20 protein-coding genes and 1 tRNA gene are annotated in these 20,118 nt (G+C 35.0%); 16 read left to right on the plus strand and 5 right to left on the minus strand.

Going from position 1 to position 20,118, the window contains the following annotated elements; all coding sequences use genetic code 11:
- Positions 1 to 13: 13 nt before the first annotated feature.
- From cytX to BUB32_RS03125, 16 genes are all read left to right on the plus strand, one after another.
- Entirely contained in the window at positions 14 to 1,192 is a 1,179-nt protein-coding gene (cytX, locus tag BUB32_RS03050) for a putative hydroxymethylpyrimidine transporter CytX (protein ID WP_072967360.1), read from the plus strand.
- 214 nt (positions 1,193 to 1,406) lie between these two features.
- Positions 1,407 to 1,491 (plus strand) — tRNA-Leu (locus BUB32_RS03055).
- Between the two features lie 171 nt (positions 1,492 to 1,662).
- Positions 1,663 to 2,961, plus strand: a complete 1,299-nt coding sequence (gene tig, locus BUB32_RS03060) for a trigger factor (RefSeq protein ID WP_072967362.1) — start codon at positions 1,663 to 1,665, stop codon at positions 2,959 to 2,961.
- A gap of 5 nt (positions 2,962 to 2,966) precedes the next feature.
- Entirely contained in the window at positions 2,967 to 3,554 is a 588-nt protein-coding gene (gene clpP / locus BUB32_RS03065; protein ID WP_003868372.1) for an ATP-dependent Clp endopeptidase proteolytic subunit ClpP, read from the plus strand.
- Between the two features lie 21 nt (positions 3,555 to 3,575).
- On the plus strand, positions 3,576 to 4,850 hold the full coding sequence (clpX, locus tag BUB32_RS03070; protein WP_003868371.1) for an ATP-dependent Clp protease ATP-binding subunit ClpX: 1,275 nt from the start codon (positions 3,576 to 3,578) through the stop codon (positions 4,848 to 4,850).
- Between the two features lie 99 nt (positions 4,851 to 4,949).
- Positions 4,950 to 7,286: an endopeptidase La gene (lon, locus tag BUB32_RS03075; protein ID WP_072967365.1), complete on the plus strand. Its 2,337-nt coding sequence runs from the start codon at positions 4,950 to 4,952 to the stop codon at positions 7,284 to 7,286.
- Entirely contained in the window at positions 7,276 to 7,854 is a 579-nt protein-coding gene (gene yihA, locus BUB32_RS03080) for a ribosome biogenesis GTP-binding protein YihA/YsxC (protein ID WP_072967367.1), read from the plus strand. Before lon ends, yihA begins: the two co-directional genes overlap by 11 nt.
- Before the next feature lie 186 nt (positions 7,855 to 8,040).
- On the plus strand, positions 8,041 to 8,403 hold the full coding sequence (locus BUB32_RS03085) for a Na-translocating system protein MpsC family protein (RefSeq protein WP_072967369.1): 363 nt from the start codon (positions 8,041 to 8,043) through the stop codon (positions 8,401 to 8,403).
- Between the two features lie 173 nt (positions 8,404 to 8,576).
- A complete protein-coding gene (locus tag BUB32_RS03090) occupies positions 8,577 to 9,230 on the plus strand; it encodes a F0F1 ATP synthase subunit A (protein WP_072967371.1) in 654 nt (217 codons plus the stop codon).
- A gap of 68 nt (positions 9,231 to 9,298) precedes the next feature.
- Complete coding sequence (atpE, locus tag BUB32_RS03095; protein WP_072967373.1) at positions 9,299 to 9,520, plus strand: ATP synthase F0 subunit C; 222 nt, start codon at positions 9,299 to 9,301, stop codon at positions 9,518 to 9,520.
- 38 nt (positions 9,521 to 9,558) lie between these two features.
- On the plus strand, positions 9,559 to 10,050 hold the full coding sequence (gene atpF, locus BUB32_RS03100) for a F0F1 ATP synthase subunit B (RefSeq protein ID WP_072967375.1): 492 nt from the start codon (positions 9,559 to 9,561) through the stop codon (positions 10,048 to 10,050).
- Positions 10,038 to 10,571, plus strand: coding sequence for an ATP synthase F1 subunit delta (atpH, locus tag BUB32_RS03105; RefSeq protein WP_072967377.1), 534 nt, complete (start codon positions 10,038 to 10,040; stop codon positions 10,569 to 10,571). The genes atpF and atpH overlap by 13 nt, the downstream gene beginning before the upstream one ends.
- A gap of 24 nt (positions 10,572 to 10,595) precedes the next feature.
- Positions 10,596 to 12,116: a F0F1 ATP synthase subunit alpha gene (gene atpA / locus BUB32_RS03110; RefSeq protein WP_072967379.1), complete on the plus strand. Its 1,521-nt coding sequence runs from the start codon at positions 10,596 to 10,598 to the stop codon at positions 12,114 to 12,116.
- Positions 12,116 to 12,997: an ATP synthase F1 subunit gamma gene (gene atpG, locus BUB32_RS03115; RefSeq protein ID WP_072967381.1), complete on the plus strand. Its 882-nt coding sequence runs from the start codon at positions 12,116 to 12,118 to the stop codon at positions 12,995 to 12,997. The genes atpA and atpG overlap by 1 nt, the downstream gene beginning before the upstream one ends.
- 14 nt (positions 12,998 to 13,011) lie before the next feature.
- Positions 13,012 to 14,397: a F0F1 ATP synthase subunit beta gene (gene atpD, locus BUB32_RS03120; protein WP_072967383.1), complete on the plus strand. Its 1,386-nt coding sequence runs from the start codon at positions 13,012 to 13,014 to the stop codon at positions 14,395 to 14,397.
- Between the two features lie 10 nt (positions 14,398 to 14,407).
- The gene (locus BUB32_RS03125) at positions 14,408 to 14,821 is read left to right on the plus strand and encodes a F0F1 ATP synthase subunit epsilon (protein WP_072967385.1); all 414 of its coding nucleotides are present in this window, start codon (positions 14,408 to 14,410) and stop codon (positions 14,819 to 14,821) included.
- Between the two features lie 49 nt (positions 14,822 to 14,870).
- Here the strand turns inward: BUB32_RS03125 and BUB32_RS03130 are convergent, their stop codons facing one another.
- From BUB32_RS03130 to BUB32_RS03150, 5 genes are all read right to left on the minus strand, one after another.
- On the minus strand, positions 14,871 to 15,734 hold the full coding sequence (locus BUB32_RS03130) for a DMT family transporter (protein WP_072967387.1): 864 nt from the start codon (positions 15,732 to 15,734) through the stop codon (positions 14,871 to 14,873).
- Positions 15,735 to 15,764: 30 nt separating this feature from the next.
- Positions 15,765 to 17,396, minus strand: a complete 1,632-nt coding sequence (locus BUB32_RS03135) for an NAD+ synthase (RefSeq protein WP_072967390.1) — start codon at positions 17,394 to 17,396, stop codon at positions 15,765 to 15,767.
- Positions 17,397 to 17,467: 71 nt separating this feature from the next.
- Entirely contained in the window at positions 17,468 to 18,280 is an 813-nt protein-coding gene (locus tag BUB32_RS03140; RefSeq protein ID WP_072967392.1) for an ABC transporter permease, read from the minus strand.
- Complete coding sequence (locus tag BUB32_RS03145; RefSeq protein ID WP_072967394.1) at positions 18,273 to 19,019, minus strand: ABC transporter ATP-binding protein; 747 nt, start codon at positions 19,017 to 19,019, stop codon at positions 18,273 to 18,275. The genes BUB32_RS03140 and BUB32_RS03145 overlap by 8 nt, the downstream gene beginning before the upstream one ends.
- A gap of 84 nt (positions 19,020 to 19,103) precedes the next feature.
- A complete protein-coding gene (locus tag BUB32_RS03150; RefSeq protein ID WP_072967396.1) occupies positions 19,104 to 20,114 on the minus strand; it encodes an ABC transporter substrate-binding protein in 1,011 nt (336 codons plus the stop codon).
- Positions 20,115 to 20,118 lie beyond the last annotated feature (4 nt).

Consider the following 20,118-nt stretch of genomic DNA (forward strand, 5'->3'; position numbering starts at 1 on the left):
GCAGGTGTGAATTATGAAAATTAAAAATTTTACCCTTTTTCTAATATGGGCAGGTGCAGCAATTTCAATTGCTGAAATTTATACAGGTTCCCTATTTGCACCTCTGGGTTTAACTAAAGGTTTGTTGGCTATTTTAATAGGTCATATTATTGGTACCTTATTTTTTTCACTGGGGGGTCTTATGTCATATATCCTTAACTTGCCAGCAATAAAATCAACAAAAGTTGTTTTAGGCAATAAGGGTACAGTTTTTTTAGGGGCATTAAACATTTTGCAATTGATTGGATGGACAGCAGTCATGATTATACAATCAGCAAAAGCTTTTAATGGTGCCATTGGTATGTCTGTTGGTGTAGGAATACTTTTTGTAGGCATATCTGTTTTATTATGGTCACTATTTTTTGAAAGTGAAGCATACTGGGTAAATAACATTGCAGTAATATTGTTGTTTATATTGACTATTGGTGTTGTAGTATTTTTAAAGGGCGGGGAAATTTTAACACCAGAAGGTAGCATGAGTTTTGTAGATGCAATCGAACTTGCCGTTGCTATGCCTGTATCATGGCTGCCTTTAGTAGGAGATTATACGATCAACAGTGAAAATAGAAAATCTAGCTTTATGTATACATTTTTAGGTTATTTTATTGCAAGCTGTTTTATGTATTTTATAGGTCTTTTTGTTTCCTTAAAGACGGGAGGAAAAGATATAATTTCATATTTTGCATCAATAAAATCTGGGTTTGTACCATTGCTAATAATACTCTTATCAACAGTAACAACCACTTTTATGGATGTATACTCTGCTGCGATATCTACAATGGCAGTTATTAAAACAAGGCTCAGTAAAAAAGAGCTATTAGTAGTTTATTCGCTGATAGGTATCATAGCAGCATATTTGTTTCCAATTGATAAATATCAAAACTTTTTATATGCTATCGGTAGTGTATTTATTCCAGTATACACAGTAGTTTTTGTAGGCTTCTTTATATTAAAATATGAAGAAAGTGGGCACCTTAATATTCCTGCAGCTGTATCATCTATCATTGGAATTATTACGTATAATTACATGGTATATAATGGTACTTCATTATTGAAATGGTATCTAACTCCTACTATAACAACAATATTTTTGACTGCTTTGATTTATACTGTAACACAAACTTTTTTTAAGAGAAAAGAGAAAATTTTGTGATTGATGAAATTTTAAAACTTTTAAGCGAGTTTGACCTAGCTCACTTCACAAACGTGAATGACTGTTTTAGACATGCTTGAGGGGATAAAATCCTTGTTTATCAAGTTTTAGAGGCGTCCTTGACATATTAAAAAAACTTTGATAAAATGGTCTTGCGTAAACTCTTAATCGTGGGGCTGGGATTCGAGTCCCTAATGGCGCACCGTTTTAATATGCGGGCATGGCGGAACTGGCAGACGCGCCAGACTTAGGATCTGGTGGGGTTACCCGTGGGGGTTCAAGTCCCTTTGCCCGCACCAATGAAAATTTCAAATAGGGGAATATATGCTTGACAGAAAAATAATGCAGCAAGCATTATTTTTTTTGCATAAAATTATGACAGCGTAAGTTTGATTCACCGTTTTTTTATGTTATAATATTATAAGTTTAGAAGAGTTATACGAAAGAAAGAGAATAGGAGGATATACTTAATGGGTGCGAGTCTTAAAAAATTAGAGAAAAGTGTTGCGACGATTGAACTTACAATACCAAGTGAAAAGTTTGAAGAGGGTTTAAATTTTGCTTTTAAAAAGAATGCATCTAAATTTAATGTGCCCGGCTTTAGAAGAGGAAAGGCTCCGAGAGTAATTGTAGAAAGATATTATGGTGAAGGTGTCCTTTACGAAGATGCTGTAGAGTATGTTTTTGACGAAGCGTACAAGGAAGCTCTTAAAACGTTTGATTTAGAGCCAGTAGATTATCCGGATATTAACATTTTACAAATTGGCAAAGGAAAAGACTTGATTTTAGAAGCAACTGTACCTGTCATGCCTGAGGTAGAGCTAGGTGAATATAAAGGCATAGAAATTGAAAAAATAGAGTATGATGTGTACGATGGGGATGTAGAATACGAATTAGAAAAATTAAGAGAGCAAAATGCAAGAATTATACCTATTGAAGGAAGAGCAGCTGAAAGTGGAGATATTGCTGTAATAGACTTTGAAGGGTTTATTGACGGTGAACCTTTTGAAGGCGGTAAAGCTGAAAATTACGAATTAGAATTAGGTAGCAATACTTTTATTCCCGGGTTTGAGGACCAAATAATAGGCCACAATGTAAATGAGACTTTTGATGTAAATGTTACTTTCCCTGAAGATTATAGAGTGGAAGAATTAAGAGGCAAATCAGCTGTTTTTAAAGTCACTCTTAAGGCTTTAAATAAAAAAGAGCTGCCAGAGTTAGACGATGAATTTGCAAAAGATGTAAGTGAATTTGAGACATTAGAAGAGTTAAAAGCCGACATAAGAAAAAAATTAGAAGAGAAAAATAAGTTAGAAGCAGAAAATGAGATGAAAGAAAAAGCAGTAATGAAAGTTGTGGAAAACGCAAAAGTTGATATACCAGATGTTATGGTGGAAAGGCAAATAGATATTTCTTTGAGGGATTTAGATTATAATTTGAGATATCAAGGGTTAGATTTAAATAGCTATTTATCAATTACAGGGAAGAGCTTAGAAGATTTAAGAAAAGAGATGTGGGATGGAGCTTTAAACAGAGTAAAAACTCAACTTGTCATAGACAAAATTGCCAAAGCGGAAAATATTCAAGTTACAGAGGAAGAATTAGAAAGTAAATTAAAAGAGATGGCAGCGAATTACAGAATAAATTTGGAAGAATTCAAGAAAAGTCTTACTGAAAGCCAGATAAACAGCATAAAAGAGGATATAGCTTATTATAAGACGATTGACTTTATTTTCAGTGAGTGTAAAATAATAAGTAAAGAGGAGTGATTATTATGAGTCTTGTACCTATTGTTGTAGAGCAGACAAATAGAGGTGAACGTTCTTACGATATATTTTCTCGCCTTTTGAAAGACAGAATTGTATTTTTAGGAGAAGAAATAAATGATACTACAGCAAGTTTAGTTATTGCACAGCTTTTGTTCTTGGAAGCTGAAGACCCTGATAAAGACATCTGGCTTTATATAAATAGTCCAGGAGGCTCGATAACAGCAGGTTTTGCCATTTATGACACAATGCAGTATATAAAACCGGATGTAGTGACTCTATGTGTTGGAATGGCGGCATCGATGGCTGCATTTTTACTGGCAGCAGGTGCGAAAGGGAAAAGATTTGCACTTCCTAATAGCGAAATAATGATACATCAGCCTTTAGGAGGCATGCAGGGGCAAGCTACTGACATTAAAATTCATGCTGAAAGGATATTAAAATTAAGAGATAAGTTGGATAAAATACTTGCAGAAAATACGGGGCAGCCTATTGAAAAGATAAAGGCAGATACTGAGAGGGACTTTTTCATGGACGCGGAGGATGCGAAAGCGTATGGCATTATAGACGAGGTTCTCATCAGGAATAAAAGATGATGCCCCAAAAGAGGTGAAATTATGGCCAAATATGATAATCAAAAACAACTAAAGTGTTCTTTTTGCGGGAAGACACAGGACCAGGTAAAGAGGCTAGTTGCAGGGCCTGGTGTATATATTTGTGATGAATGCATTGAACTTTGTCAAGAAATTATAAATGAAGAATTTGAAGAAGACATTGATATGGGAATTGGAGAACTTCCTAAGCCAAAGGAAATAAAAGAATTTCTTGACCAATATGTAATTGGGCAGGAAAAAGCTAAAAAAGCTTTAGCTGTTGCTGTTTACAATCATTACAAGAGAATTAACAGCAGGATAAAGCCAGACGATGTAGAACTTCAAAAGAGCAATATTTTACTTTTAGGTCCCACAGGTTCTGGGAAAACCTTATTGGCTCAGACACTGGCAAAACTTCTAAATGTTCCTTTTGCAATAGCTGATGCAACTTCTCTAACTGAGGCTGGATATGTAGGTGAAGACGTAGAGAATATACTTTTAAAGCTCATACAAGCAGCAGATTATGACATAGAAAAAGCTGAAAAAGGTATAATTTATATTGACGAAATAGATAAAATAGCGAGAAAGTCAGAAAATCCTTCTATTACTCGTGACGTCTCAGGAGAAGGCGTACAACAGGCTTTGTTAAAAATTTTAGAAGGGACCATTGCAAATGTGCCGCCACAAGGTGGAAGAAAACATCCTCATCAAGAGTTTATACAAATTGACACAACTAATATATTGTTTATATGTGGTGGCGCTTTTGAAGGCATAGAAAAAATAATAGAATCCCGAATAGGGAAAAAGAGCTTAGGATTTGGAGCAGAAGTACAGAGCAGAAAAGAAAAAGACTTAAGCGAAATTTTAAGTCATATAATGCCACAGGACCTTCTTAAATTCGGTATGATACCAGAGTTTATAGGAAGGGTGCCAATAGTAGTTACATTAGACCCATTGAGTAAGGATGACTTAGTAAGAATTTTGACAGAGCCCAAAAATGCGCTGACAAAACAATACGAAAAATTGTTTGAATTAGATGGTGTAAAGCTTGAATTTGATAAGAAAGCTTTAGGGCTCATTGCAGATATGGCTTTAGAGAGAAAGACCGGCGCAAGAGGATTAAGGGCAATCTTAGAGGAAATTATGTTGGATGTGATGTACGAAATACCATCCAGTGACAACATAGAAAAGTGTATAATTACAGAGGAGACGGTACTAAAGAAAGCTCCGCCAACATTGGTTTACTCAGATGCTCAAAAAGCCAAAAAGAAAATAAAAAAGACGGAGTCTGTTTCGTAAAAAATAGAGAATTTTTACATCAATCCCCCTTCTCCTTCACATACTAAAATAGTGAATGGGAAGGGGGCTTGGTTATATTGCATAAAAGAGGGTGAAGATATGACAGAAAAAAAGTATATATTGCCAATGATTCCTTTAAGAGGATTAACTATTTTTCCATATATGGTGCTTCATTTTGATATAGGAAGAGAAAAGTCAATTAGGGCTTTGGAAGAAGCTTTTATGAAAAATCAGTTAATATTTGTTACAACGCAAAAAGAAGCTGAGATAGAAGACCCTTCTATTGACGACGTCTACAAAGTTGGCACTATTACAAAAGTCAAACAAATGTTAAAACTGCCAGGAGAACTTATAAGAGTTTTGGTAGAAGGGATAAGCCGTGCTGAAATTCAGCAAGTGACAAAAGATGATGAATTTTTTGAAGTAGAAGTTATAGAAAAAGAAGAGCAAAAAGAAATTGAAAAGACATCAGAGCTTGAAGCTTTAATGAGAAGTGTTATTTCTGCTTTTGAAGAATATGTAAATATGACTTCGAGACTGCCCATAGATAGCTTATACAGTGTAATAAGCATAGAAGAGCCTGGAAGACTTGCAGACATGATTGCGGCTCATATATCTTTAAATACGAGTCAAAGTCAACAGCTTTTGGAGTGTTTTGATGTAAATAAAAGGTTAGAAACTCTTTTAGGGTTTTTAATGAAAGAATTAGAAATACTAAACATTGAAAAAGAGATAAATGCCAAAGTTAGAAGTCAAATTGACAAATTACAGAAGGAATATTATTTAAGAGAACAGTTAAAAGCTATAAAAGCTGAATTAGGAGAGACAGATGAGGTTGATCAAGAGATTGAGGAGTATGAAAAGAAATTAAATGAAAAAGATTTACCCGAAGAGGTTAGAAAGAAGGCGAAAGAGGAATTAAAACGCCTTTCTAAAATGGCGCCTGGTTCTGCAGAAGCTTCTGTAGTGAGGACATATTTGGATTGGATTTTGGATTTACCTTGGAATTACGAAACAGAAGATATTTTAGATTTAAAAAGAGCACAAAAAATATTGGATGAGGACCATTACGGCTTAAAGAAAGTAAAAGAAAGGATAATAGAGTTTTTAGCAGTTAGAAGCTTTTACAACAAAATTAAAAGTCCTATTTTATGTCTTGTAGGTCCTCCAGGTGTTGGTAAGACTTCATTGGGCAGGTCTATAGCACGGGCTATGAACAGAAAATTTGTCAGATTATCTCTTGGTGGAGTGAGAGATGAAGCAGAAATAAGGGGACATAGGCGTACCTACGTTGGAGCTATACCAGGAGGTATTATAAATTCCATAAAAATAGCTGGTTCAAAAAATCCTGTGTTTTTACTAGATGAAATAGACAAAATGAGCTCAGACTTTAGAGGAGACCCTGCTTCTGCAATGCTTGAAGTTCTTGACCCAGAACAAAACTCCACTTTTAGAGACCATTACCTTGATTTGCCTTTTGACCTTTCAAAGGTATTGTTTATAACAACGGCTAATACGGTAGATACTATACCGGCGCCTCTTTTAGATAGAATGGAAGTTATATATGTTTCTGGATATACTGAAGAAGAAAAACTTCACATTGCAAAAGATTATTTAATACCTAAGATTTTAAAAGAACATGGGGTGCCAGATAACAAGATAATAATCCAAGAATCTGCCATTTACGGAATAATTTCAGAATATACTCGTGAAGCAGGAGTAAGAGGCTTAGAAAAGAATTTATCGCAAATTATAAGGAAAGCTATAAAGAAGATAGTTGAAGAAAATGCACAAGTAATAAAAGTTGGAAAGAGAAATTTACAGTCTTACCTGGGCAAACCTGTTTACCGCCCTGACAAAGCAAATCAAAAAGACGAAATAGGGATAGTTTTTGGACTTGCATGGACAAGGGTAGGAGGAGAAATTTTAACTGTAGAAGCTTCCATAATGCCAGGAAGTGGCAAACTCAATCTTACAGGGCAATTAGGTGACGTAATGAAAGAATCTGCCCAAGCTGGCTTTAGCTATATAAGGGCAAATGCCGAGAAACTGAATATAGATAAAGATTTTTACAAAAATGTCGATATACATATACACGTGCCTGAAGGTGCAATTCCAAAAGATGGTCCTTCAGCGGGAATAACTATGGTTACTGCTATGGTGTCTGCTCTCAAAAAAGTTCCTGTAAAAAAAGATGTAGCTATGACAGGAGAAATAACTTTAACGGGCAAAGTTCTTCCCATTGGAGGAGTAAAGGAAAAAGTTTTAGCAGCCCATAGAGCAGGAATAGGGAAAGTAATACTTCCTCAAGAAAATAAAAGGGATTTAGATGAAATCCCTCAAAGTGTAAAGCGAAAATTAGAATTCAAGTTTGTGGAAAAGATTGATGAGGTCCTTGACCTTGCCTTGGTTAAGGAGGGCTTTTATGAAAATTAAAATTGTGGAATTTGTCCGTTCTGCTTTTAATGAGGAACAGTATCCTAAAGATAATCTTCCTCAAATAGTGATTGTCGGGAGGTCAAACGTAGGTAAGTCTACATTGATAAATACTGTATTAAATAGAAAAAACCTTGCAAAGACAAGTTCTAGGCCAGGGAAAACTCGAGGTATAAACTTTTATTTAATAAATAACAAATTTTATTTAGTAGATTTGCCTGGATATGGTTATGCAAAAGTCTCAAAAGAGATGAAAAAACAATGGGCACATAATATAGAAATTTTCCTCAATACCTCCAAAAATTTACGTCATGGATTGTTTTTAATAGACATACGAAGAAATCCAACTGAAGACGACTTTTTAATGATAAATTGGTTTAAGCATAAAAATTTACCTTTTACTGTAGTGCTGACTAAAGCGGATAAAGTAAATAAATCAGAAGCCCAAAAAGCAGTGGAGGATATTTGTAAAATTTTTAACATTAAACAAGAAAAGGTTATAACATTTTCTGCGTTAGAAAAAATAGGAGTATCACAAGTGTTATCAATTTTTGAGATGTATGCTTGAAAAATGAGCTTTTGTGTGAAATTTACTAATAAGGGGAGCGATCTGTTAAATTTTTGATAATTTGCTTGTTAATAAAGAATTTTAGGTGTACTAAACAGTTTGTATTAAACATTTATAAAAGATATAATTTAATTAACTATTGATAAAAATTTCGCTTTTGTTTTTTTTATTGGAGGGATAGTATTAATGAAGGGTGTATTGGAGAGCAAGATTAATGAAGAAATGATAAAACTCACAAAAGAGGCAATTGGAAGAGGGGCAGAGGCTGCAAAAACTCGCATCTGTGATGATATGATTATTGTTAGGCTTAGTAAATCTTTGACTCATGAAGAAATGCAAATTATTTCGACAGAAGAAGGCAAAAAACTTTTGAAACAGTTAAGAGAATTGCTAGATGAGATATTAAAGCCTAAGTTTCAAGAGATGATACTAAGACTTACAGGTTGCAATGTCATAAGTATTTATAAGGATGTTAATCCCCAAAAAGGAGAATATGTATATATGTTTATACTGGACAAAAACTTAGAAGATGAACTAAGAGGTAGATAAAGGAAACATATAGGAAGTAAATTAGAGTATAAAATTATCGTAAGATTCATTAATTAACGGGTCAATATTTCCGATGTACAAATATTTTGTATCAAAAGTTTTTGAGTTGAAAATTTTACATTAAAGGTTTATAATTATACGTGTTGAGGGTATGTAAAAGGGAGGTGAATTGAGTGGAAATAGAACCTTCGGTAGTGTTTACAATACCTTTATTTGGCGGCATACCCATTACAATGACAGTCGTAGTTGAGTGGATTATAATGGCAGTATTGATTGTTGCTGCCGCAGTAGTTACAAAAGGATGGAAGCTTGTTCCTGAGGGTGCACAAAATGTTATAGAGCTTATGGTGGAGGGATTTAATAAATTTGTGGAAGGTGCTTTAGGAGAGCATTGGAGAGATTACGCTCCTTATTTAGGAACTGTAGCAGCTTTTTTGATTTTAGCCAACACTATAAGCATTTTTGGCTTAACACCTCCTACTAAAGATATTAGTACAACTTCAGCCCTTGCCATTATGTCGATTACTACTGTTATTATAGCTTCCATAAGGGCAAGAGGGTTTAAAGGGTACGTAAAACACTTTTTTAAGTCTCCTATAAACCTTTTTATTAATGTTTTGGATTTATTTACAAGGCCTTTGTCGCTGGCAGCCCGACTTTTTGGCAACATATTTGCAGCAGTTACAATAATGGAACTTATTGAAAGGGCTGTGCCAATAGTAGTCCCTGCAGTATTTAGTTTGTATTTTGACCTTTTTGATGGCCTTTTACAAATGTTAGTATTTGTGTTTTTGACGATGCTATATATTGAAGAAGCTATAGAATAATGTATAATAAAAGTAAGGAAATGATTAAAAAATTTTAATAAAATACAAACGAAAAGGAGAGGATTTAAATGGATTTATTAGCTATAGGAGCAGGTATTGCTGCATTAACAGGTATAGGCGCAGGTATTGGTATAGGCCTTGCGACAGGAAAGGCGGTTGAAGCTGTATCAAGACAGCCTGAAGCGAGAGGAAGCATAATGCAGCTTCTTTTATTAGGAGGTGCTCTTGCAGAGGCAACAGCCATTTACGGCTTGTTGGTAGCATTCCTTATAATAATATTAAAGCCGTAAGTGTAAGACAAATTTCCTAATGAAAGAAGGGAAAAAAGTTGGGCCTTTTTAACATCTGGACTTTTATTATTACAATAATCAACTTGTTGGTTCTTTATTATATATTAAAAAAGCTTTTGTTTAAACCTGTGACACAATTCCTTGAAAATAGAGAAAATAAGATCAAATCTTCTTTAGAAGAAGCAGAAAAGGAGAGGCAAGAGGCTTACAACTTAAAAGCAAAGTACGAAGGAATATTGCAAAATGCTGACAATGAAGGGAAAGCTATAATTGAGAGGGCACAGAAGTTTGCGGAAGATAAAGCAAACAAGATTATTGATGATGCTAATAAAGAAGCCAAAGCTATATTAGATAGAGCTAAAGAAGAAGCAACTTTGGAAAAGATTAAGGCAATGCACGATTTAAGAATAGAATTATCCCAATTAGTCATTGATGCCGCTTCTCGCGTTTTAGAGAAAAAACTTCCAATTGATGATGAAGACATCATCAATGAAGTCATTGAGGAGGCAGGGGCATCATGGCGCAAGTAGTTGCGAAACGGTATGCTTATGCCCTCTTTGATGTAGCAAAGCAGCGAGATAAAGTGAAAGAATATTATGATGGATTAGAAAAAGTAATTGAAATTCTTCAAATTGGCAAAGTAAAACAAATTTTTAACAATAAAAGTATTAATAAAACCCAAAAAATAGAGTTTATAGAGCAAATTTTGAAAGATGTTGATAAAGAGATAGTAAATTTTATAAAAGTGATAATATCAAAGCACAGAGAAGACATGATTGAAGAAATTGGTGAGCAATTTAGAAATTTATATAAAGAGTATTTTAATATTGTAGATGTAAAAGTCGTTTCTGCATATCCTCTAAAAGAAGACGTATTGCAAAAACTCCAAGAAAAACTAGAGAAAAAGTTAGAAAAACACATAACTATCGAGCCAATAGTTGATAAAAGCATATTAGGGGGTTTAAAACTTATTATTGGAAATACCGTAATTGATGGTTCAATAAAAGCAAGGTTTACTGCACTTCTAAAAAATATGCAACAAGCCGTGTAAAATGAGTTAAGAAGGTGAAAAAGTATGGGCATAAGACCTGAAGAAATAAGTTCAGTAATAGAAGAAAAAATAAAAAATTTTGATTTCAACCTTGAAACACAAGAAATTGGCCATGTTATCCAATCAGGTGATGGAATAGCTAAAATTTATGGTCTTGACAATGCTATGTACGGAGAAATGGTGGAGTTTGAAAGCGGAGTCGTTGGGATGGTCTTAAATCTTGAAGAAGATACAGTTGGTGTTGTTGTCCTTGGAGACCCTGAAAAAGTTAAAGAAGGGGATATAGTAAAAAGAACAGGAAAAATCATGGAAGTGCCTGTAGGAAAAGAAATGTTAGGAAGAGTAGTAAATCCTTTAGGAGAGCCTATTGATGGTAAAGGACCAATAAACTATGAAGCCAAACGCCCCATTGAATATCCCGCTCCACCAATAGTCAGAAGGAAATCTGTTGATACGCCTTTACAGACAGGTATTTTAGCTATAGATTCTATGATTCCAATAGGAAGAGGGCAGAGAGAATTAATAATAGGAGATAGGCAGACAGGTAAAACTGCTATTGCTATAGATACTATAATAAATCAAAAGGACAAAGGTGTATATTGTATATACGTGGCCATAGGACAAAAAGCTTCCACTGTTGCAGGAATTGTTAATATGCTTGAAAAACATGGAGCTATGGAATATACAACAGTTGTTGCATCAACTGCCAGTGATTCAGCAGCTCTTCAATATATTGCACCTTATGCAGGATGTGCCATGGGAGAGCATTTTATGTACCAGGGTAAAGACGTACTGGTAGTTTATGATGACCTTTCAAAGCATGCTATTGCTTATAGAACTATATCCTTGCTTTTGAGGAGGCCACCGGGAAGAGAAGCATACCCTGGCGATGTATTTTACCTTCATTCAAGACTTCTTGAACGTTCTGCAAGACTTGCAGATGAATACGGGGGAGGTTCTTTGACGGCTCTTCCTATTGTGGAAACATTGGCAGGGGATATATCTGCATATATTCCAACAAACGTAATTTCTATTACAGATGGACAGATATATCTTGAGTCAGAGCTTTTCTATTCAGGAATAAGACCTGCTATAAATGTAGGACTGTCTGTATCCCGTGTCGGTGGGGCTGCACAAATAAAGGCGATGAAAAAAGTAGCTGGTCGATTAAGGTTGGAACTTTCTCAATATAGAGAATTGCAAGTTTTTGCGCGATTTGGGTCTGACTTAGACAAAGCAACCCTTGAAGTTTTAAGACAAGGGGAAAGAATTGTTGAAATCACAAAGCAACCTCAATATCAGCCAATGCCAGTAGAAGATCAAGTAATAGCTATATATACTGTAATGAATAGATATGTTGCTGATATCGAGGTGGAACAAGTTAGACCTTTTGTAAAAGGACTTTTAGAATTTTTGGATATAAATTATCCCGAAATAAAGCAGTCAATAAGAGACACAAAAGATTTAACTTCCGAGACAGAGGAAAAATTAAAAGCTGCAATTTTGGAGTACAAAGAAAAGTACGCCGCAAAGGGTGATAGTTAATGGGAAAAAGAGATATAGCCTTGCGCATTAAAAGTGTCAAAGAAACACGAAAAATTACGAGAGCTATGTATTTAATTTCAGCGTCAAAGTTTCAAAAGGCAAAAGTCATGTTGGACAATGTAAGGCCATATTACCATAAGGTTCAGCTTACAATGAAAGATATATTGCTTCATACAGGGGAAGTTACCTCTCATTATCTTGAAAGAAAAGAAGATGATAAAAAGAATAAGAAAAAATCTGTAATAGTTGTAACAGGAGACAAAGGCCTTTGCGGTGCTTACAATCACAATATCATAAAAACAACTCAAGAACTAATTGGAAAAGAAGAAGTAAACTTGATGGTAATAGGAGAAGTTGGAAGACGTTACTTCATCAAAAAAGGATATAATGTAGATATAGAATTTCTTTATACCGCTCAAAATCCTACAACAGCTTCAGCAGGAGAAATAACAGATATTATACTAAATGCTTACAATAAAGGGCTTACAGATGAAATATCTATTGTTTATACTGAAATGCAAGGACTTGTACAAAAGGTAAAGGTTCTAAGACTTTTACCTTTAGATATTGACAACTTTATGGCGTTAGCTAATGAAGGAGAAGAGACTGAAGAAGAAGTAGTAATTGACAGTGACATGATATACGAGCCTTCTGCTACAGAGGTTTTTAACGTACTTGTTCCTGAGTATATCAAAGGTCTCATATACAGTATACTTGTTCAAGCATTTGCTTCAGAGCATTTTGCAAGGATGATAGCAATGGATGGTGCAACGTCAAATGCTGATAAGATGATAAACAGGCTTACTTTAGAGTATAATAAACTGAGGCAAGCTTCTATTACTCAGGAAATTTCAGAAATAATCGCAGGGGCATCTGTATAAAAGGAGATGATAAATTGAAGAAGGGGTATATTACACAGGTTATTGGTCCTGTTGTTGATATAAAATTTGAAGGAGAACTTCCTCCTATAAATAGTGCCATCAAAATTCCTATAGAAGACAGAGAGTTAGTTGTAGAAGTATCTCAGCACATAGGGGACAATATAGTAAGGTGTGTTGCAATGGCCTCAACTGATGGCTTAAAAAGAGGCATGGAATGTATAGATACAGGTGGGCCTATAATGGTCCCTGTTGGGAAAGGGACTTTAGGCAGAATGTTTAACGTATTAGGCCAGCCAATTGACGAGTTAGGAGAAGTCAAAGATGTAAAATACATGTCAATTCACAGAAAGGCGCCTCCTTTTGAAGAACAAAGCCCTGCTACTGAAATTTTGGAGACAGGTATTAAAGTAATAGACTTACTTACTCCTTATCCAAAGGGTGGCAAAATAGGGCTTTTTGGTGGGGCTGGCGTTGGTAAAACTGTTTTGATAATGGAACTAATACGAAATGTCGCTATAGAACATGGTGGTTACTCAATTTTCACCGGTGTTGGTGAAAGGTCCCGTGAAGGAAATGAATTGTGGCATGAAATGCATGAATCAGGAGTTATAGACAAAACCGCTTTTGTATTTGGACAGATGAATGAGCCGCCAGGAGCTAGAATGAGAGTAGGTCTTGCAGGGCTTACAATGGCAGAGTATTTTAGAGATGAAGAACACCAAGATGTGCTTTTATTTATAGATAACATCTTCAGATTTGTTCAGGCAGGTTCAGAAGTTTCGGCACTTTTAGGAAGAATGCCTTCTGCTGTTGGTTATCAACCTACTTTGGCAACAGACTTGGGACTTTTGCAAGAGAGAATTACTTCTACAAAGAAAGGGTCTATTACATCAGTTCAGGCTGTTTATGTACCTGCAGATGACCTTACTGACCCTGCTCCGGCTACCACCTTTACTCACTTGGATGCGACAACTGTTTTGTCAAGAAGCATTGCTGAAATGGGAATATATCCTGCCGTGGACCCGCTGGATTCTACTTCTCGTATATTAGAGCCTCATATAGTAGGAGAGGAACATTACTCTGTAGCAAGGAAAGTTCAGGAAATTTTACAGAGATATAAAGAACTTCAGGATATAATTGCTATATTGGGTATGGAAGAGCTTACAGAGGAAGATAAACTCATAGTTTACAGAGCAAGAAAGATACAGAGGTTTTTATCACAGCCTTTCTTTGTAGCAGAAACTTTTACTGGAACACCTGGCAAATATGTGCCGCTGAAAGAGACGATAAGAGGATTTAAGAAAATTGTAGAGGGAGAAATGGACGATATCCCAGAGGCTGCTTTCTACATGGTAGGAAACATAGACGAAGTCTACGAGAAAGTTGAAAAAATGAGATGAGGTGAAAAGAATGGATAAAAATTTTCACCTCGAGGTTTTAACTCCTCATAGAAAGTTTTACGAAGGGGATGTGGAAGAAATAATAGTAACTATAACCACAGGTCAAATAGGTATTTTAAAAGGCCATATTCCCATGACAGCAGCCATAGGTACAGGTACTTTACAGATCAAAGAAGACGGCCAATGGCGAGAAGCCTTTATCTCTGGCGGCTTTATGGAAGTCAAAAGAGACAGTGTGACAATCTTGTCCAGTGCAGTAGAATGGCCCGAGGAAATTGATATAGCTCGTGCTCAAGCGGCTAAAGAAAGAGCAGAAGAAAAACTTAGACAAAAAAGAAGCAAACAGGAACATCTTTTGGCAGAAGCCGCTTTAAAAAGAGCATTAATGAGACTCAATATTGCAAGTAAATACCAAAATATGTAAGAATAAAACTTCCTACTGGGGATTTTTTAAGAGCAGTAGGAAGTTTTTGTTATTTACTAACTTCTGATTCAGGTAGTTCTGAAAGCACTATACCTGCAAACATAAAAATTCCGCCTATTATTGCTCTAAAAGACATCACCTCACCCGCAATTAAAAAAGCAGCTATTGCAGCGAAAACTGGTTCTAATGCAAATATCAAAGCTGTATGAGTAGCAGTAGTGTAGGCTTGCATTGTGTTTTGAGCAACATATGCAAAAGCCGTAGCAAAAACACCGGTTATTATAATGGCTAACCAGACATCGACAGATGTAGGTATAAAAGGCTTTTCAAATAGAAAAGTCACAATGCCGCTTAAAAGTGCAACTATTCCTATTTGAATAGTAGCGAGTAAATATGTATCTAAGGTGGAGGCGTATTTTGCTATTAAAACAATTTGCATTCCAAAAGCAAAAGCACACAAAAGTGTCAAAAAATCACCTATGTTAATAGATAAGTCAATATTTGTAGTGAGCAGTATGAGTCCTATAAAAGCAAGTAAAATTCCTAAAATTGCAGGTTTTGAAGGCTTTCTTTTAAGAAACACTGCTTCTAAAATTGGCACTAATACTACACTAAACCCTGTTATAAACCCTGATTTAGATGCTGTAGTGTATTTAAGTCCCATTGTCTGAAAGGCATAACCTAAAAAAAGCATTGTGCCAATTAAAGATGCTGCAGTTAGTGTTTTCTTATCAATATTTTTTAGCCTTTTATAAAATATTATTACAAGAAGCAAAAAAGCCAATAAAAAGCGTATAAAAAGAAAATTGTATACCGGGAGTGTCTGTATAGCGTTTTTGACTATTATAAATGTAGACCCCCACACCATGGTTACTACAGTGAGCACAATATCGCTTTTTAATTGTTTGGACAATTAAATTCCCCCTCAAAAATTACTTAAAAATTATAGTTTAAAATTGTGAACAATTGGCATACGCCTTCCTGTTCCAAATGCTTTGGTGGTGACTTTGAGTCCGGGTGCTGCTTGTTTTCTTTTGTACTCTACTCTGTTGACTTTATTTATAACATCTTTTACTAATTTTTCATCATATCCTTTTTCTATTATTTCTTTTGCTGACTTGTTTTCCTCTATATACATTTTTAATATTTCATCCAAAATCTTGTAAGGAGGCAATGAGTCTTCATCTTTTTGATTGGGTCTTAATTCTGCAGAAGGAACTTTTTCAATTATAGAAGCTGGAATTATTTCTTTTTCTCTGTTTATATATCTTGCTAGTTCATATACCATTGTCTTAGGTACATCTGCTATCACAGCAAGGCTCCCGCTCATATCTCCGTAAAGAGTGCAATATCCCATTGCTAATTCTGATTTGTTTCCGGTAGTTAAAACAATGTGCCCTTCTCTATTTGATATAAACATTAAATAATTACCTCTTATTCTTGCTTGTATGTTTTCTTCTGCCAGGTCACCTATAACGTTGCTATCCCCATTAAAAACGGATAAATAACTTTTGAACACAGGCTCTATTGGGATTACTCTAAATTCAATTTCCAGATTATCAGCCAGTATTCTTGCATCACTTTTACTTCCTTCAGAGGAATATCTTGAAGGCATTGAAACCGCAAGAACATTTTCTTTTCCTAAAGCTTCCACTGCTATGGCGCAAACCACTGCAGAATCTATTCCGCCGCTTAAGCCTACTACTGCTTTTTTAAAACCTGATTTTTTGCAATAATCTCTTACACCAAGGACAAGAGCGTTGTATAACCAAGATATATCCTCTTTTATTTCAGGCAGTTTCCTAAGATTTTTCAGTTTATCAATATCAAAAACTTTAATATCTTCTTCAAAAGCTTTAAGTTGTACTACTCTTTTGCCTTCTTCATTTACTACAAAGCTAGCACCGTCAAATATCAATTCATCATTTGCACCAACTTGATTTACATAAACAAAAGGTATTGCGTACTTTTTTATCTTTTTTTCTATCATTTCTACTCTCATATTTTGTTTGCCCAAGTAATAAGGAGATGCCGAAATATTTATAAAAATATCAGGTTTGAGCTTAAATTGTTCCTCTAAAACATCAACAGAGTAATCTACACTTGGCTCAAAAACATAATCTTTCCATATGTCTTCACATATATTAACCCCCAATTTTATACCTTTAAAGGAAGCTATCTTTCTTAATTTTGCTGGTTTGAAATACCTCTTTTCATCAAATACGTCATAGTTTGGAAGTAAAGTCTTGTCAAAAACCTCAACTATTTTACCGTCATAAATAAAAAAAGCAGAATTATAAAGATTGCCTTCTGTATCTCGCCTTACAGTACCCAGTATTACTCCAATTTGATAAGAAGAAGGTAAGACTATTTCATTTATATATTTTTCATTGGCTTCTAAAAAATCTTGCATAAACAAAAAATCTTTAGGAGGATAACCTACGGTAACTAATTCAGAGAATACTACGAGGTCAGCCTTTTGATATTTTGCTCTATTTATAAACTCTACTATCTTTTTGAAGTTTCCTTTTATATCTCCCACAACTGGATTTATTTGAGCCAATGCGATTTTCATTAGTTTTCACCCCGCATTTATAATACTACAATACATATTTTAGCACATAAAAAGACAAAAAACACTGTTATCTATCTCCACCTTATCAGCTTTTTTTCGAGATACACTATAAAAATGTACATCAAAGCAGAAAGTATTGAAAGTATCAGTACACTTGTCATTACCAAATCCAACTTAAAAATTTGACCGCCGTAGACAATCAAATATCCCAAACCTGCTTTAGAAACTAAAAATTCTCCTGTAATTACTCCTACCCAGGAAAGGCCGATGTTTATTTTTATGGCGGAAATAATCGTTGGGACACTGGCGGGAAGAATACATTTTGTAAGTATTTGCATTTTTGTGGCACCAAAGGTCTTTAAAAGTTTTATTTTTTCTTCGTCAACTTCTTTAAAACCCGTTTGTAAGCTGATTATAGTTACTATCAATGAAATAGCAAGAGCCATTGTAATTATTGGAGCTTCTCCATTTCCCATCCAAACGATAAATATAGGACCTAATGCAATTTTAGGAAGACTATTAAGTACTACTAAATAAGGTTCTGATACTTTTGACAAAAAGTCTGACCACCACAGAAGTATAGCAATTATCATGCCAATTATTGTGCCAAGAGTAAAACCTATTATAGTTTCACTCAAAGTGACCCATATGTGCATAAGAAGAGAACCATTCTGACTTAAGGCTATTATAGTTTTTAACATTCTTGAAGGCTGGCTGACCAAAAAAGGGTCTACAATTTTGTACCTTGCGACAATTTCCCATGCAGCGAAAAAAAGGATTAATAATGCAAATTGAGTGACTCGTATCAATACATTTTTTCTCTTTACTTTTTTTAAAAATTCCCTGTGCTCTTTTGAAATATAGGGGGTTGCTGCTTCATACATGGACATCCAACTCCTTCCAAATTGAATTAAAATATTCTCTAAACTCAGGAGCTTTTCTGCAGCCTATGGGAGTTCGATCTTCACAAGTTAGGACAATGTCATAAATCTTTTTTACATGGGCAGGCCTATTTGATAGAACTACAATTCTATCACACATAGAAATTGCCTCTGAGATATCGTGAGTTACTATGACCGCAGTTTTTTGCTCATATTTAAGAATTTTATATACTTCATCGGATATAGCAAGTCTTGTTTGGTAGTCTAAAGCAGAAAAAGCTTCATCTAGTAAAAGTATGTCTGGTTTTAAAGCTAATGTCCTTATGAGAGCGGCTCTTTGTCGCATTCCACCTGACAATTGATTAGGATAATGTTTTTTAAACTCGCCGAGGCCGTATTTTACAAGCAAACCTTCTACGTATTTTTTAGACTCTTCTGTTAGACTTTTTTGTATTTCAAGTCCAAGTAATACATTTTGCCATATATTTCGCCATTCAAAAAGGTGGTCTTTTTGAAGCATATAGCCTATTTTTCCATTTACCTCTACATTTCCGTAAGAAGGCTTTAAAAGACCGGAAATAATCGAAAGAAGAGTAGATTTGCCACACCCAGAAGGGCCTATAATCCCTACAAATTCTCCTTCGTACACATCAAAAGAAATATTTTTTAAAGCTTCAGTTTCACCCTCTAAGGTGTGATAATTAAAGGATACATCTTTGAGGCTGACCATTATTTTATTCATAAAAGACACTCCCTTCTATGTGAAGTTAATAAAAGGGGAGTTGTGCTCAATATGGGAGGGGCATATTGAGCACAATTTAAAACCCTACTTTTTGATCATTTTTTCAGCTTTTTCAGCGAAAGTGTTGTTGATTAGAAGATGTGAGTCCACCTTTTCTTTTATTACACCTGCATCTAAAAGTATATTTTGCAGAAAATCAAAGTCTTCAACTTTCATTTTTAGAGTAGTGCCCCAGGTGTTTTGATTTTTGTATCTTTCAATAGCTGTCGCCATAAGGTCTACATCAGCATCTGGGAAAAAAGGCTTAATTGCTTCCGCTACTTCTTTAGAAGAGTGAGAGCCTACCCAAAGCATTCCTTTATATACTGCATTTACAAAACGCTGTATTATATCGGGATGTTTTTCAATATAGCTTTTTCTTGCATTAAAAGTCGTATAAGGAACTTCATGACTGGAAGCGCCAACTGATGCTACAATGTATCCACCTTTTTGTTTTTCAACTAGGGAAGCTGTAGGTTCAAATAACGCCACGTAATCAGCATCGGAAGACATAAAAGCTCCCGCTGCGGCTGTAAATTGAAGATTGGTGATAAGGGTTAAATCTGTTTTTGGATTTATGCCGTGTTCTTTTAAAATGTATTCCAGTGTCATTTGAGGCATCCCGCCAGGCCTTCCACCTATTACCTTTTTACCTCTTAAATTTTCCCATTTAAAGTCCGGTTCAGGCTTTTTCCCCAAAAGGAAAGACCCATCTTTTCTTGTGAGTTGCCCAAAGTTTACAAGATAATCATCTCTACCTTCTTTAAGTACGTATACAGTGGTTTCGGGTCCTTGAAGTCCTATGTCTGCTGTGCCAGATAAAACGGCCGTTGCAGCCTTATCTGACCCTTGAGCAGTTGTAATGACGAGTTCCAGCCCCTGTTCTTTGAAAAAGCCTTGGCTTACAGCTACGTAATAGGGAGCGTAAAAAATAGAATGGACTGTTTCTACAAAATTAATTTTTGTAAGTTTTTGACTTTTATTTGTACACCCTGTAAATAAAGAAACTGTAAGGGCTAATACTAACAGGAATACAATTAAGTACTTAAGCCTCATATCC

It is taken from the genome of Thermoanaerobacter uzonensis DSM 18761, from assembly GCF_900129115.1.
Classification (GTDB): domain Bacteria; phylum Bacillota; class Thermoanaerobacteria; order Thermoanaerobacterales; family Thermoanaerobacteraceae; genus Thermoanaerobacter; species Thermoanaerobacter uzonensis.

Excerpts from the sequence above, each read along its gene's own strand:
- atpG (WP_072967381.1), top strand. The coding sequence starts at position 12,116 with ATGGGAAAAAGAGATATAGCCTTGCGCATTAAAAGTGTCAAAGAAACA.
- BUB32_RS03135 (WP_072967390.1), bottom strand. The coding sequence starts at position 17,396 with ATGAAAATCGCATTGGCTCAAATAAATCCAGTTGTGGGAGATATAAAA.
- clpP (WP_003868372.1), top strand. The coding sequence starts at position 2,967 with ATGAGTCTTGTACCTATTGTTGTAGAGCAGACAAATAGAGGTGAACGT.
- atpH (WP_072967377.1), top strand. The coding sequence starts at position 10,038 with ATGGCGCAAGTAGTTGCGAAACGGTATGCTTATGCCCTCTTTGATGTA.
- BUB32_RS03150 (WP_072967396.1), bottom strand. The coding sequence starts at position 20,114 with ATGAGGCTTAAGTACTTAATTGTATTCCTGTTAGTATTAGCCCTTACA.
- atpA (WP_072967379.1), top strand. The coding sequence starts at position 10,596 with ATGGGCATAAGACCTGAAGAAATAAGTTCAGTAATAGAAGAAAAAATA.
- BUB32_RS03145 (WP_072967394.1), bottom strand. The coding sequence starts at position 19,019 with ATGAATAAAATAATGGTCAGCCTCAAAGATGTATCCTTTAATTATCAC.
- BUB32_RS03125 (WP_072967385.1), top strand. The coding sequence starts at position 14,408 with ATGGATAAAAATTTTCACCTCGAGGTTTTAACTCCTCATAGAAAGTTT.
- lon (WP_072967365.1), top strand. The coding sequence starts at position 4,950 with ATGACAGAAAAAAAGTATATATTGCCAATGATTCCTTTAAGAGGATTA.
- clpX (WP_003868371.1), top strand. The coding sequence starts at position 3,576 with ATGGCCAAATATGATAATCAAAAACAACTAAAGTGTTCTTTTTGCGGG.
- atpE (WP_072967373.1), top strand. The coding sequence starts at position 9,299 with ATGGATTTATTAGCTATAGGAGCAGGTATTGCTGCATTAACAGGTATA.
- cytX (WP_072967360.1), top strand. The coding sequence starts at position 14 with ATGAAAATTAAAAATTTTACCCTTTTTCTAATATGGGCAGGTGCAGCA.
- tig (WP_072967362.1), top strand. The coding sequence starts at position 1,663 with ATGGGTGCGAGTCTTAAAAAATTAGAGAAAAGTGTTGCGACGATTGAA.
- yihA (WP_072967367.1), top strand. The coding sequence starts at position 7,276 with ATGAAAATTAAAATTGTGGAATTTGTCCGTTCTGCTTTTAATGAGGAA.
- BUB32_RS03085 (WP_072967369.1), top strand. The coding sequence starts at position 8,041 with ATGAAGGGTGTATTGGAGAGCAAGATTAATGAAGAAATGATAAAACTC.
- BUB32_RS03140 (WP_072967392.1), bottom strand. The coding sequence starts at position 18,280 with ATGTATGAAGCAGCAACCCCCTATATTTCAAAAGAGCACAGGGAATTT.